The 14,243-nt window shown below is 58.0% G+C and carries 10 protein-coding genes; 8 read left to right on the forward strand and 2 right to left on the reverse strand.

From position 1 onward, the window contains the following. Positions 1 to 7 precede the first annotated feature (7 nt). The 4 genes from FCS96_RS05680 to FCS96_RS05695 all read left to right on the forward strand — a co-directional run bounded on the left by FCS96_RS05680 (position 8) and on the right by FCS96_RS05695 (position 7,050). A complete protein-coding gene (locus tag FCS96_RS05680; RefSeq protein WP_228264020.1) occupies positions 8 to 2,734 on the forward strand; it encodes a S8 family serine peptidase in 2,727 nt (908 codons plus the stop codon). After that, the gene (locus FCS96_RS05685; RefSeq protein WP_138439237.1) at positions 2,731 to 3,216 is read left to right on the forward strand and encodes a protease complex subunit PrcB family protein; all 486 of its coding nucleotides are present in this window, start codon (positions 2,731 to 2,733) and stop codon (positions 3,214 to 3,216) included. The genes FCS96_RS05680 and FCS96_RS05685 overlap by 4 nt, the downstream gene beginning before the upstream one ends. A 67-nt stretch (positions 3,217 to 3,283) precedes the next feature. Continuing rightward, complete coding sequence (gene parE, locus FCS96_RS05690; protein ID WP_138439238.1) at positions 3,284 to 5,179, forward strand: DNA topoisomerase IV subunit B; 1,896 nt, start codon at positions 3,284 to 3,286, stop codon at positions 5,177 to 5,179. 95 nt (positions 5,180 to 5,274) lie between these two features. Next, positions 5,275 to 7,050: an SLC13 family permease gene (locus tag FCS96_RS05695; RefSeq protein WP_138439239.1), complete on the forward strand. Its 1,776-nt coding sequence runs from the start codon at positions 5,275 to 5,277 to the stop codon at positions 7,048 to 7,050. Positions 7,051 to 7,057: 7 nt separating this feature from the next. Here FCS96_RS05695 and FCS96_RS05700 read toward each other — a convergent pair whose 3' ends face one another. After that, positions 7,058 to 8,332, reverse strand: coding sequence for an EAL domain-containing protein (locus FCS96_RS05700; RefSeq protein WP_138439240.1), 1,275 nt, complete (start codon positions 8,330 to 8,332; stop codon positions 7,058 to 7,060). Between the two features lie 566 nt (positions 8,333 to 8,898). On the opposite strand from FCS96_RS05700, the gene FCS96_RS05705 reads away from it, so the two are divergent. Together FCS96_RS05705 and FCS96_RS05710 are read left to right on the forward strand one after the other, a co-directional pair. Further along, a complete protein-coding gene (locus FCS96_RS05705) occupies positions 8,899 to 9,444 on the forward strand; it encodes a cytochrome b (RefSeq protein ID WP_138439241.1) in 546 nt (181 codons plus the stop codon). A gap of 64 nt (positions 9,445 to 9,508) precedes the next feature. After that, positions 9,509 to 10,090 carry a YceI family protein gene (locus FCS96_RS05710; protein WP_138439242.1) on the forward strand — a complete coding sequence of 194 codons (582 nt, stop codon included), beginning with the start codon at positions 9,509 to 9,511 and terminating at the stop codon, positions 10,088 to 10,090. 161 nt (positions 10,091 to 10,251) lie between these two features. Here FCS96_RS05710 and FCS96_RS05715 read toward each other — a convergent pair whose 3' ends face one another. Beyond that, positions 10,252 to 10,485 carry a hypothetical protein gene (locus FCS96_RS05715; RefSeq protein WP_138439243.1) on the reverse strand — a complete coding sequence of 78 codons (234 nt, stop codon included), beginning with the start codon at positions 10,483 to 10,485 and terminating at the stop codon, positions 10,252 to 10,254. A gap of 226 nt (positions 10,486 to 10,711) precedes the next feature. Between FCS96_RS05715 and parC the strand changes: the two genes are divergently transcribed. Beyond that, positions 10,712 to 13,006: a DNA topoisomerase IV subunit A gene (gene parC / locus FCS96_RS05720; RefSeq protein ID WP_138439244.1), complete on the forward strand. Its 2,295-nt coding sequence runs from the start codon at positions 10,712 to 10,714 to the stop codon at positions 13,004 to 13,006. Continuing rightward, positions 12,999 to 14,231, forward strand: coding sequence for a phosphoserine phosphatase SerB (gene serB, locus FCS96_RS05725; RefSeq protein WP_138439245.1), 1,233 nt, complete (start codon positions 12,999 to 13,001; stop codon positions 14,229 to 14,231). The genes parC and serB overlap by 8 nt, the downstream gene beginning before the upstream one ends. Positions 14,232 to 14,243 lie beyond the last annotated feature (12 nt).

A 14,243-nucleotide genomic window follows, 5' to 3' on the forward strand; every position in this document is an offset into this window, starting at 1 on the left:
ATACTGTATGCTGGAGGCCGTTGCAGAGATAAGTGCTATGGACATCATGCTGACCCCAAAAACGCTTCTAAAGAAGGCCATGCCTGCCGCGGCTTTGTTGGTGCTTGCCGGTTGCGGCGGTGGCTCTGACTCCGACTCCGATCTGCAGTCGGTAACCGTTGCCCTGTCCGGTTTCATTGATATCGAGACTGGCACTCGGGTAGACGCCGACAACGCCGACGCCCTGACCCTGAATTCGACGCCCCGCAGCACCGCACAAAGCCTGCCGCAGGAATACGTGCTGGCGGGTTATGTCAGCGCCTTCGATGGTGTTTATCCCTCGATATCAGGGTTTCCTTCCTTTGCTTATTCCGCCGACCCGAGTGATGAGTTTTCGATGTCGCTGCGCACAGGGCAGTCGGTTGAACTGCAAGCCTTTGGTACCCGGGAGGGGGCCTCAGCGTTGCGCCTGTCGCTGGTCCAGGGCAGCTCTGTCGTTGAGACGAAGGTGACCGACAGCATGACTAGCCAGATCCGGGTGACCAATACCACCGGTTCCGATGGTTCCTTCACCGTCCGGGTCGAGTCCGAAGGGCCCACACCCATGCTGTATGTCCTGTCGACCGCGGTAAATGCCTCAGGACAGGCGAAATCCTTTGACTGGCCGGCCCATGAGTTTGTTGAAGGCGAGGCCATTGTTGCCTTGGAGGCCAGTCCTGATCCTGTATCGGCCCAGGCGATGATGGCTCAGGCCAGTATGTTGGCAACGCAGGAGTTGGCGCCGGGCCTGTGGCGGGTGAAAGCCCCGGTGCAGGTCATGGCGACGAGTGGCCAGAGCGCCCAGGTGGCGACGCTGGACTGGATTCGCACCCTGAAGCAACAGCCGGGCGTGGAGTCGGCCACGCCGAACTACCGGATGACAACCATGATGACGCCCGTGGATGAGCCCTTGTATGGGGCGCAGCAGTGGCACTATGGCTTGTTGAATGGCCCGACGGCCTGGCAGCTGGCGCCGCAGGCGGGAGCAAATGTCACGGTAGCGGTTATGGATACCGGCTTGTATCGGGCATCCAGTGGTGACTGGCATCAGGACATCAACGCCAACGTGATTTCACCATTGCCTTCGGAAGCGAGTTCGGGTTCGGGGACGGATTTTGTCTCGGAACAGTTCGACAACGACGGTCAGCCTGGGCCGGATGATAACCCGGCTGATCCCGGCAACAGTGTTGGCGGCAGTGTGTATCACGGCACCCACGTTGCCGGCACTGTGGCCGCCGTGGTCAATAACAATGGCGGCGGTGGTGTTGCGTTTAACTCGACGTTGCTGCCGGTCCGGGTTCTGGGTGACGGTGGTTCCGGCTCCTCCGCGGATCTGCTGGCGGCGCTGCAGTGGGTTGCTGGGCCTCCCAGCGGTCAGCCGCTGGCCGACATTGTGAACCTGAGTCTGGGTGGTTTGCCTTTCATACAGTCCATGCAGGATGCTATCAGTACCGCAACCAATCGCGGTGTGATCTTTGTGGCGGCGGCCGGCAATTCCTCGACTCGCACGGAGTCTTACCCGGCGGCCTTTGAGGATGTGTTTGCGGTCAGTGCCGTGGATGGTGCTGGAGCGCTGGCGTCTTATTCCAACTTCGGTACCTGGGTTGATCTGGCGGCTCCCGGTGGCGACGCCAGTCGTGATGGCAATGGCGATGGCCGTGGCGACGTAGTGGTCAGCACCAGTGTGATCAACGGAACCGAGGAAACTTATATTGGTTTGCAGGGAACCTCCATGGCCGCGCCTCATGTCTCGGGAGTATTGGCGCTGATGAAGGGCGAGAATGCCGCGCTGGACTACGAAGATATCAACGGCTTTCTAATGGCTGGCGATTTGACCGTGGCGGATTGCGGCAGTCAAAACTGCCCCAAGACCGAGCAGTTTGGCTGGGGTCTGCTGGACGCCAGTAAAGCGGCCTCTGCGGCCCAGGCTACGCCCATTCGCGATTTGCTCACCGCCACACCGGCGGTGGTGTCGCTGTCCTCGGAAGGCGCCCGAACGGCAAACGTGGAGCTTGAGGTCTACGGCGACAATCCCAGCACCGTCACCATCAACAGTGTTTCACCGCCGCCAGCCTGGTTGTCTATAGACTCTGCTCCAGCAAGCACCGATTCTGGCACGAGCTTTGATATTTCCGTTAGTCTCAATCTGGAAGCGCTCGAACCAGGGGTTTCTGAAAGAACTACGATTGAGGTTGAATACCAGGGTGACAGCCAGGTTCGGACTTTGGAAATTCCCGTAGTCGGCCAGCAGGTTACCGACCAACAGGCGCGAGACGCCGGACGGCATTTTGTCCTGCTCGTCAGTCCGGAGCCAGATGGTAATTTCTTCACAACTGAGGCCCAGACCAACGTGGTGGCGGAGAACGGCCAGTATCGCTTTGTGTTTGAACCGGACGATGGCGTGCCGCCGAAAGAACTGAATGAGGTATCGCCGGGCAATTACATTTTGGTAGCGGGCTCTGACCTGGATAATGACGGCCTAATTTGTCACGGTGGTGAGGCTTGTGCCGAATACCCGGTCGCCGGTTTGCGCCAGGAAATCACCATTTCCGCAGGCACTGCCATTGAGGGCATTCGGATGACCACCAGTTATTCCCGGCCGTCGATTTCGGCGTCGTCGCCGGAGCAACTGCCCCGGCCTGATTTCCAGGGCTATCAGTTGCTGTCACCGACGAATCCGGATGCCACTAACCTGAAGGCACTGTCTCAACCATGACCCAATCTAATCGCAAGGCTGTCATCGTGGCCGTATTTGCCACTGTTCTCGGTGCTGGTTGCGCGGTCAGCCAGACCAAGACCCAGACCCAGACTGGCGCACCGCTGGCGCGCCAGATCGCGCAGTCGGGCCACTGTGGCCTGGTTGCGCCTGGCCATATTCACCTTGCGAGCGTTGCCGACATCGACAGGCTGGAAGCCTTACCAGGCCGTCGGCTTCCCCTGGCATCCTTGAGGTCTGTCCAGTTCGGCAACGAACACGTGGTGCTCGCCGCACTTGGCCAGAAGCCCACCGGCGGATTCAGTATCACCCTGGCGGGTGCGGAAATTGTTGACGACGAGCTGGTGCTCGCGGTGGATATTCAGGAGCCGACGCCAGGAATGATGGTGAGCCAGGCGCTCACCACCCCATGCGCGGCCATTGCCGTCACTGCGTCCGGCTGGGACGACATCCGGATCGCACCGGTCGAAAACAACCGTTGATCTTTCCCGCCGAATCCCTAAGCTATGCCCCAGCTTTTCGTTCCAATTGCGGAGTTTCTTCCTGCTTATGAGCCAACAACAATACAACGCCGAAGCCATTGAAGTACTCAAGGGCCTTGATCCGGTGCGCAAGCGTCCGGGCATGTATACGGACACCAGTCGGCCCAACCATCTGGCGCAGGAAGTAATCGACAACAGCGTGGACGAAGCCCTGGCCGGGCATGCCCGCCGCATCGATGTGGTCCTGTACAACGATGGTTCCCTGAGTGTTGAGGACGATGGCCGGGGTATGCCGGTGGATTTGCATAAAGAGGAAGGACTGCCGGGTGTTGAACTGATCCTGACCCGGCTCCACGCTGGCGGCAAGTTCTCCCAGGGTAACTACAATTTCTCCGGCGGTTTGCACGGGGTTGGTGTTTCTGTGGTTAACGCGCTGTCCAAGCACCTGGAAATCACGATCAAGCGGGATGGCCAGTTGCACCGAATGACCTTCGCCGGTGGCGAGAAGGCCAGTGAACTGGAGGTGATCGACACCGTCGGCAAGCGCAACACCGGTACCCGGCTGAAGTTCACGCCGGATACCAGCTATTTCGACAGCCCGAATTTCTCCGTCAGTCGCCTGCGCCACAATCTGCGGGCAAAGGCGGTGCTTTGTCCGGGTCTTACGGTGACTTTCCTGCAGGAAAAAACCGGAGAGAAGGACGAGTGGTGTTACGAGGATGGCCTCCGGGATTACCTGCGGTCCACTTTGGCGGATATCGAAGCCGTTCCCCTTGAGCCGTTCACCGGCAGCTTTTCCGGCAACAAAGAAGCTGTGGACTGGGCCATCCAGTGGCTGCCGGAAGGCGGTGAGACGGTCATGGAAAGCTATGTAAACCTGATTCCCACTGCCCAGGGCGGTACCCACGTTAACGGGTTGCGGACGGGCTTGCTGGAAGCCATGCGCGAGTTCTGTGAATTCCGTAACCTGCTGCCCCGCGGCGTCAAACTCTCCCCGGAGGATATCTGGGAGCGTGCCGCCTACGTGCTGTCGTTCAAGATGCAGGAGCCGCAGTTCTCCGGTCAGACCAAGGAACGTTTGTCCTCCCGTGAGGCCGCGGCGTTCATTTCCGGTGTGGTCAAGGACGCCTTCAGCCTGTGGCTGAACCAGCACACTGACATTGCCGAAGTGCTGGCAGAGCTTTTCATCAGCAACGCCCAGCGCCGCCTGCGTGCCAGCAAGAAGGTGGCCCGTAAGAAAGTGACATCCGGTCCGGCGCTGCCCGGCAAGCTGGCGGACTGTTCCGGTGGCGACACCGCGCGCTCGGAGCTGTTCCTGGTTGAGGGTGACTCGGCCGGTGGTTCCGCCAAGCAGGCCCGTGATCGTGAATTCCAGGCGGTTATGCCGCTGCGAGGCAAGATCTTGAACACCTGGGAAGTGGATCCGTCGGAAGTGCTGGCGTCCCAGGAAGTCCACGATATCGCCGTTGCCATCGGGGTAGATCCCGGTTCCGACAAGCTGGATGGGCTGCGCTACAACAAGGTCTGCATCCTCGCGGACGCCGACTCCGATGGCCTGCACATCGCCACTTTGCTGTGCGCGCTGTTCGTTAAGCATTTCCGGCCGGTTGTGGCCGCAGGCCATGTGTTTGTGGCCATGCCGCCGCTGTACCGGGTGGACCTGGGCAAGGAAACTTTCTATGCCCTGGATGAGCACGAAAAACAGGGCATTATCGACCGCCTGGCCGCCGAAAAGCGCAAGGGCAAGATCTCGGTTACCCGATTCAAGGGCCTGGGTGAGATGAACCCGCTGCAGCTGCGGGAAACCACCATGGCGCCGGATACTCGCCGCCTGGTGATGCTCACCATCGAAGAAAATGATGACACCGACAGCCGCATGGACATGCTGTTGGGTAAGAAGCGAGCGTCTGATCGCCGGTCCTGGCTGGAAACCTACGGTAACATCGCCGACGTTGTGACCTGATATATCTAAGGGTGCTATAAAAAGCATCCTTTATTCTTTCTCTGTATTCTACAAAGTCGTTATCCTGCCAGTTTTCTTTTCGGGAAGAACCGTAAATGGACTGGCAAGGCTGGTTTGCGCTGGGCCTGGCGGGCACCTCGCTGATACTCATGAGTGTTGGACGCTTAGCACCCCACATGGTGATGATGGGGGTGTTGGTCGTGCTCAGTGCAACGGGCATCGTCTCTGCCGACCAGGCGCTTTCCGGTTTCAGCAATACGGGCCTGATCACCGTGGTGGCCATGTTTGTGGTAGCCGCCGGCATCCATCACTCCGGCGGTGTCGATCTGCTGGTGCACCATCTGCTCCGTAACCCCAGTACCGTCCGAAGTGCCCAGGCACGGATTGCCTTGCCGGTGTCCCTGCTTAGCGGGTTCCTGAACAACACCCCGGTTGTTGCCACCATGATTCCCGCGGTGCACGCCTGGTCTCGCAAGATCGGCATATCGCCTTCCAAGCTCATGATCCCCCTGAGTTACTCCGCCATTCTTGGCGGCACCCTGACGCTAATCGGTACCAGCACCAATCTGGTGGTTAATGGTCAGGTCCAACAGCTTACCGGCGGTCCGGGCTTCTCGATTTTCACCATTACCGCAGTCGGGCTTCCGGTTGCCGTGATCGGCGTTGCGGTGATGCTGCTGGTAATGCCCCGGTTCCTGCCGGATCGCAAGGACCAGCAGAAATTCGGTTCCATGCGGGAATTTACCCTGGAAGTTGCTGTGTCTTTCGACGGTCCGCTGGTTGGGAAGACCGTGGGCGAGGCCGGCTTGCGGGAACTGGAGCGGCTCTATCTGGTAGAAATCGAGCGTGACGGCAGCGTGGTTACCGCGGTGCCCTCAGAAGAGCGGCTCCGAGGTGGCGACCGCCTGGTGTTTGCCGGTGACACCCAGGCCATCTCCGACCTGTTGCGTATCAATGGCATCGTACCTTCTGTTCACGAGGACGAGCCAAGCCTGAGTAAAGACCGGGCCGAGCGCCGGCTGGTAGAAGCTGCCCTGTCGCCCCAGTCAGATGTGCTCGGACAGACCATCCGTGATGCCCGCTTCCGTGATCGTTATGGCGCCGTGGTGCTGGCGGTTGCCCGGGGTGGTGAGCGGGTGTCCGGCAATCTCGGGAATATCCGCCTGAAGCCGGGCGATGTATTGCTGCTGGAAGCGCGTCCCGCCTTCGTCAGCCGGCAGCGCTACAACAAAGACTTCTTGCTGATTAACGATCTGGAGACCGAGACGCCCCGCCACGACCGGGCGTGGTTGTCCTGGGGTATATTGCTGATTCTGGTCGGGTTGGCGGCCTGCGGTGTTCTGAGCATGCTTAACGCGGCCCTGCTGGGCGCCAGCCTGATGATCATCTCCGGCTGCTGTTCGGTGGGACAGGCCCAGAAATCTGTGGATGTGCCCGTCATCCTCACTATAGCGGCGTCTTTCGCCCTGGGCGCGGCACTGCAGGAGACCGGAGCGGCGATGTTCGTTGCCGAGGGCATTCTCGGTCTCAGCCAGGGCAACGTATTGCTGGCGGTCCTGCTGGTTTATATCACTGTGTCGGTGTTGACTGAGGTGATCACCAATAACGCTGCCGCTGTCCTGGTTATCCCGATTGTACTGTCGATGACGGCCTCCATGGGGGTGGCAGCCGAGCCGTTTGTGATTGCGGTGATGATGGCTGCTTCAGCCAGTTTCGCGACGCCGTTGGGTTATCAGACCAACATGATGGTGTTCGGCCCGGGGGGCTATCGTTTTGGCGATTTCGTGCGGGTGGGGTTGCCCATGAATCTGTTCATAGGTGCCTTGACAGTAACGGTGATCGCCTTGGTGTACGGGATCAGTCCCGGCTGACCCGAGGCTACTCAGGGTTGGCAATAATGTCGCAGCACAGGACCCGCAGTTCATTATTCCGGTAGTAGCCCTGGGACAGGGTGACGCACATGTAGGCGCCGGTTACGCACAGGTAAGGTGTGGTGACATGCAGATTGTCGGGCTGTGCCAGGGCCTGGCGCAGGTACTCCTGACGGAACCAGTCAGCACTGCTGGTGCTTTCCAGAGGTTTGAATCGGGGATCCTGGTTGCGGGTGCCGGTTTCGGAAACAATGGTGTCGGCAATTTGAATGCCGCACTCGTTGACCAGGTAGCAGCGCGAAACCGCTTGATGATTTAGCAGTCCGAGGCATGCCTGGTGCATGTTAGATCCGTGTCGTAATTTGTCAATCGCGTTGACGAAGTAGTCCCGGAAGAACTCTGTCAGTTGCCTGGTCGGGTCGGCGGTGACCTGATTGCGGGATTTGTACTCATCCAGCAGTTCGTCAAAATTCGCTGGCGAGCGAGCCAGTTCTTCCAGATCGATACTTGGGGTTTGAAAATAAAAGCCCTGAACGAAATCAACTCCCGCATCTATCGAAATCAGGGCCTGCTCCCGGGTTTCCACTCCCTCCAGCAATGCCAAACAGCCTGATTGATGCAGCAACGAGACGATGCCGTTCAGTATTTGTCTGGCCTTGCGATCCTCTGTGGCTCGGGTAAGCAGGGTTCTATCAAGCTTCACAATATCCGGCGAAAGGTTCCAGATGCGTTCAAAGTTTGAATGGCCGGCGCCAAAGTCGTCGATGGCCGTAAGACAGCCCAGTTTCTTGTAATAGGCCACGGTCTCTTTCAGTTTTTCGGCGTCGTCCGTGGGCTGCTCGACAATCTCCATGACGATCCGGTGCGGTGGCAGTCCGGTCTTCTTTAACAGCTGGCCAAAAAAGGAGTCGGCCTGACGACCACTGGTGACGGCCTGGGGCGAGACGTTCAAAAACAGCCAGTTCAGTTGGTCTTCGATGCCACTGTAATTGCGTATGTGTAGATATCGGCACAAGCGGTCCAGCAGCAGATTTTCCGAATCGGATGAGGGCAACTGGAACAGGTGCAGCGGCAACACTGCGGAATTGTCATTATCGAAGGCCCGGATTAAGGCCTCGTAGCCAACAATGCGCTTGTGCGAAATGCTGTAGATGGGCTGCAGTGCGGTGCGAAGGGTCAGGCCCTGAAAGTCGGCCGTCCATGCATCACCCTTATGGCAAAGCATTGGAGACAGAAGGTCGAGTTCCGGAACCGCCAGCTTTTCGGGGAGACTCTTCGACATGGCTCATTCTGATTGGTTACACGACATCGCCATTCGCTGGAAAGCGGAGGGCCGAACTGCTGAGTCCAAGTCGGTAAGGACCAAGGAAAGGATCAGCTTAACTGTGCAAGTGCTGAGATTGCCAAAAAAAATGCATTATTACCACTGTTTAATGTCGAAAGTGGGAATCATTTGCATGTCAAGAGTGTTTAGCGTTCAGCAAGCGTTCAAAAGTGGTGTGAAAAACTGGGGGGAGAGAAAAGAGGGAGGCGACCCTTTGGGTCGCCGTGTAATCAATTGTTGCTGGGTACAACAACGCTTTCGTCGAAATCAAATTCCATGTCTATGTCCTCTCGATCTATGAGCCCCCGTGACGGGGATAACTAATATGGACTTAGTCTAACGTAGGTGACTTTTTGAGCAATCCGTAAAACCCGTATACGACCAAAGGCATAGATGTAGGCAAATGGTCAGAATTTCTGATGGTGGTTAGCAAAACATTTCGATAGTTTTCATCGAGTACCGTTTCTAGAATGCGTTAGGGTTGCTTAAACAGGGCTTAAACAGGGATGGAGATCGGGCAAAAGATGCAAATCAGAAATTCATCTGAGCGTTACGGGCTGGTCGCCGTGAGCATCCACTGGCTGGTGGCGGTTGTCGTGTTCGGCTTATTCGCTCTTGGGTATTGGATGGTGGACCTGACCTACTACCACGATTGGTACAAGCAGGCGCCTGACATCCACCGCAGCGTGGGCATTCTATTATTTGGTCTGATGATTCTTCGCGTGATCTGGCGCCTGGCCAATGTTGGCCCCAAGCCTCTGGCCAGCCATAGGCGCTGGGAAGTCGCCAGTGCCCATGCGGCTCACAGCCTGCTGTATCTGCTGTTGTTCGTGGCGATGGTCAGCGGTTACCTGATCTCCACCGCCGACGGCTCTGCCATCGATGTGTTCGGTTGGTTTGAAGTGCCGTCCGTTACCGGCCAGATCAAAGGCCTGGAAGACACGGCTGGCACTGTGCACTACTGGTCGACCTGGGCAATCTTGGGTTTGGCCGCGGTGCACGCGGCTGGCGCCCTGAAACACCATGTGATTGATCGTGATAACACACTTCGGCGTATGCTTGGCCAATAGCCAAACTCGCCGACTATAGGCTTCTTAGCCCATTTCGGGCATGTTTCATGAAAAGGAGAAAACGATGAAGAAGGTACTTCTCGCGTCTGCAGTTTCCATGGCTATCGCGGGCGCCGTACAGGCCGATGGCCATAGTGCTACGTTCGACTTCGACGACAAGGGTGCTCACCAGTTCGTCACCTTCAAGATTTCTCACCTGGGTTTCAGCTGGTTGTACGGTCGCTTCAACGAGTTTGACGGTCAGTTTGTCTACGATGCTGAAAACCCGGCCAATAGCTCCGTGAATGTGACCATCGATACGTCCAGCGTCGATTCGAACAATGCCGAGCGCGACAAGCACCTGCGCAGTGAGGATTTCCTGTACGTAGACGAATATCCGCAGGCTAGCTTCAAGAGCAAGCGGGTGGTGGTCGATGGCGAAGGTGAGGCCGATATTATCGGTGATCTGACTTTGCGTGGCGTTACCAAAGAGGTGACTCTGGACGCCGAGCTGATCGGTCATGGCGAAGACCCGTGGGGCGGCTATCGCATGGGATTCGAGGCTGAAACAGAGCTGCGTCTGAAAGACTTCGGCATCCCGATGGAACTCGGCGAGGCCTCAGAGACAGTTGAAATCATTATCTCCGTGGAAGGTATTCGTCAGTAAGATCTGCAGAATTGACGGGTGCCGGAAGGGTGCCTGAGGACAATAGCCAGGGTTCCCCACAACTGTGGAACCCTGGCTATCTTTAAGCAGGCAATCCCCGCCTGACTCGATTTACGATACCCGCCTTTGGTGCCCTCAATGGGCCTTTCTCATCAGGCTCGTCACGCCTTGGAATGGCCAGACGCTTGGTCTGATCGACACAGATGCAGTTGTCGCCAGAATTGACCAGCAAAGATAACCAGCCAGATCAGCACACCCGCCCAGAGATATGGCTCGGGAATCTGGAAGGTTCCGCTGATTGTAAACTCCACCAGGAGCATCAGGGCAACTGCCAGTAGCGCATTCACCATGGCCGTGACCATAGCTTGCCCGCAGGCTTTCAGGTTGGGTTTCATAGTGTTCCGCTTGTGAAGAAAGTGAAACGGTCTTCTATCCGATGGTTGCGAGCATACGGTTCGGATTACAGAGTCTCCATGCGGGAATTCCGCTATTGGAAGTTGGAGTATCTGAGCGCGCGTCCATATAATGTGCCCTCGCGTCGCGGCCCGTGATTATTTCGCGTGCAACGGGTAGCATCATCGGCGTCATTCACTTCAGGTAATATAGGCAGAAGAGGCATCCATGCCAGAGTTCCAGACTACGGATGAAGGCTTTGAGCGGGTTTCACTCAGGGACTACACGGAAAAGGCCTATCTCGACTACTCCATGTACGTCATCCTTGACCGGGCCCTGCCCAACGTGGGCGACGGCCTCAAGCCGGTTCAGCGGCGCATCGTATACGCGATGTCAGAACTGGGGCTGAAATCCACCTCCAAGTACAAGAAATCCGCCCGTACTGTCGGTGATGTGCTCGGTAAGTTCCATCCTCACGGTGACAGCGCCTGTTACGAAGCGATGGTGCTGATGGCGCAGCCGTTCTCCTATCGTTACCCGCTGGTGGATGGTCAGGGTAACTGGGGTTCGCCAGACGATCCCAAGTCGTTTGCCGCCATGCGTTACACCGAATCCCGGCTGGCGCCGTTCGCCGAAGTATTGCTGGGTGAGCTGGGCCAGGGCACCGTTGACTGGGTGCCCAACTTCGACGGCACCATGGACGAGCCTTCGGTATTGCCGGCACGTTTGCCCCATGTGTTGCTGAATGGCACCACCGGTATCGCCGTGGGCATGGCAACCGACATTCCGCCCCACAACGTGCGTGAGGTGAGTGCCGCCTGTATTCGGCTTCTGGATAGCCCGGAGGCCACTGTTGATGAGCTCTGTGAGCACATCAAGGGCCCGGATTTCCCCACCTACGCCGAGATCATCACGCCGCGCAAGGACATCCGCCAGATGTATGAGACCGGCCGTGGGTCGCTGCGCATGCGGGCACGGTGGATTCGCGAAAACGGCGAAATTGTTATTACCGACCTGCCTCACCAGGTTTCGGGTGCCCGCGTTCTGGAGCAGATTGCCCATCAAATGCAGGCCAAGAAGCTGCCGATGGTCGCTGACCTGCGGGACGAGTCAGACCATGAGAACCCGACTCGACTGGTGATTGTGCCTCGCTCCAACCGGGTTGATCTCGACGGTTTGATGGCGCACATGTTCGCCAGTACCGATCTGGAGAAAACCTATCGGGTTAACATCAACGTCATCGGCAATGACGGGCGTCCCGGCGTCAAGGGTTTGCACACAATCCTGACCGAGTGGCTGGCTTTCCGCCGGACCACCGTGACTCGCCGACTGCAGCACCGTCTGGACAAGGTGTTGGCCCGGCTGCACCTGCTCGAAGGTTTGTTGATCGCCTATCTGAACATCGATGAGGTGATCGAAATTATCCGTACCGAGGACAAGCCCAAGCCGGTGTTGATGGAGCGGTTCGGGTTGTCCGCGGACCAGGCTGAAGCCATTCTCGAGCTAAAACTGCGCCACCTGGCCAAGCTTGAGGAAATGAAAATCCGGGGCGAGCAGGATGAGCTGGCCGCTGAACGTGATGAGCTGCAAACCATCCTCGGCTCCGAAGACCGCCTGCGTGAACTGATCAAGGCCGAACTGCAGGCCGATGCAGAAGCCTACGGCGATGACCGTCGCTCACCGATCGTGGAGCGTGAGGAAGCCCGTGCCTTCAGCGAAATCGATCTGGTGTCCAGCGATCCGGTTACCGTGGTGCTGTCCGAGAAAGGCTGGGTGCGAGCGGCGAAAGGCCACGATATTGAGCCTGAGGGCCTGAGCTATAAAGCGGGTGACAGCTTTGCCCTGGCGGCAAGGGGTCGTAACAATCAGCCGGCAATCTTCCTGGATTCCACCGGCCGTGCCTACTCATTGATGGCGCACAGCTTTCCGTCTGCGCGAGGGCAGGGCGAGCCGCTGACTGGCCGGATCAATCCGCCGTCCGGGGCTAGCTTTTCTGGCCTGTTGATGGGTGATCCTGCTCGCAAGGCTCTTCTGGTTACCGACGGTGGCTATGGCTTTGTTACCTCGCTGAACGACATGATCAGCAAGAACCGTAATGGCAAGGCGGTGGTTAGCGTGCCCAAGGGCGCCCGGATTATGCCGCCGGTCACCATTCCGGCAACGGAAAAGACTCTGTACCTAGGTGCGGTCTCCAATGAGGGTCGGATGTTGGTTTTCCCCCTGAGCGAATTGCCAGAGCTGGCTAAGGGTAAGGGCAATAAGATCATCAGCATTCCCTCGGCCCGGGTGCAGAACCGGGAAGAGTATGTGGTCGCCGTGGCCGTGTTTGCCGAAGACGACCAATTGGAGGTTCGGGCCGGCAAGCGCAAGATGGGCCTGCACTTCAGCGACCTTGAGCATTACCTGGGCGAGCGTGGCCGGCGAGGGCACAAGCTGCCCCGGGGCCTGCAGCGCGTTGATGGCATTGATGTGATTCCTTCTGCCGCACGGGCACAGGAAGAGGAGAGCACGGAGAGTGAGTGAGCTGGTACTGATTAATGTTTCGGGTCGGGACAAGCCCGGCCTGACCTCGGAAATTACCGGGATCATGGGCCAGTACGATGTCCGGATTCTCGACATTGGCCAGGCGGTGATTCATGACCACCTGACCTGGGGCATCCTGATTGAGATACCGGACGCCTCCAAGTCGTCGCCGGTGATTCGCGATCTGCTGTTCCGGCTGCATGCCCTGGACCTGCAGGTGCGGTTTGCACCGATTACGGTGGAGGATTACCAGAGCTGGGCGGAAGGTCGCAATCGGGCCTGCTACATCGTCACCCTGCTGGCCAGAGACATCCAGGCCGAACAGATCGCCCGGGTTTCCGCCATCACGGCCCGCCATGGTCTCAACATCGATAACATTTCCCGCCTGTCGGCCCGGCCCTCGCTGAAGACCGCTGAGAACCGCATTGCCTGCGTGGAGTTTTCAGTACGGGGAACACCCTCAGACTTGGAAGCTTTGCGGGCCGACTTCCTCCACATTGCCGGCGAAATGAACGTCGATATCGCCTTCCAGGAAGACTCAATTTTCCGCCGGAATCGCCGTTTGGTGGTGTTCGATATGGATTCCACTCTGATTGAAGCCGAAGTGATTGATGAGCTGGCCCGGGAGGCCGGAGTGGGTGACCAGGTAGCTGAGATCACCGAGCGGGCGATGCAGGGCGAGTTGGACTTTAGTCAGAGCTTTGCGGAGCGCCTGGCGCTGTTGAAGGGGCTTGATGAGTCTGTGCTCGAGGGTATTGCTGCTCGCCTGCGCATGACCGAAGGAGCAGAGCACCTGATCCGCAGCCTGAAGGCCCTGGGCTATCGAACCGCGATCCTGTCCGGCGGGTTTACCTACTTTGCCCGCCATCTTCAGGCCAAGCTGGGTATCGATTACGTGTATGCCAACGAGCTGGAGATTGTTGACGGCAAGGTCACCGGTCGGGTCTCCGGTCAAGTGGTGGACGGCAAGCGTAAGGCCGAGCTGTTGCTGGAAATTGCGGAGAAAGAGCATATTGCCCGTGAACAGGTAATTGCCGTGGGGGATGGCGCCAACGACTTGCCTATGCTGAGTCAGGCTGGTCTGGGTGTGGCGTTCCGTGCCAAGCCGCTGGTCAAGGAGTCGGCTCGACACTCGATCTCGACGCTGGGTTTGGATGCTATTCTCTACCTGATTGGTTTCCGTGAAAGCGAGACCAATCAAGGGTTGGAGCGAGCCGGTTTCTGATCGGCTTCAGTG

The organism is Marinobacter alexandrii (genome assembly GCF_005871205.1).
Classification (GTDB): Bacteria; Pseudomonadota; Gammaproteobacteria; order Pseudomonadales; family Oleiphilaceae; genus Marinobacter; species Marinobacter alexandrii.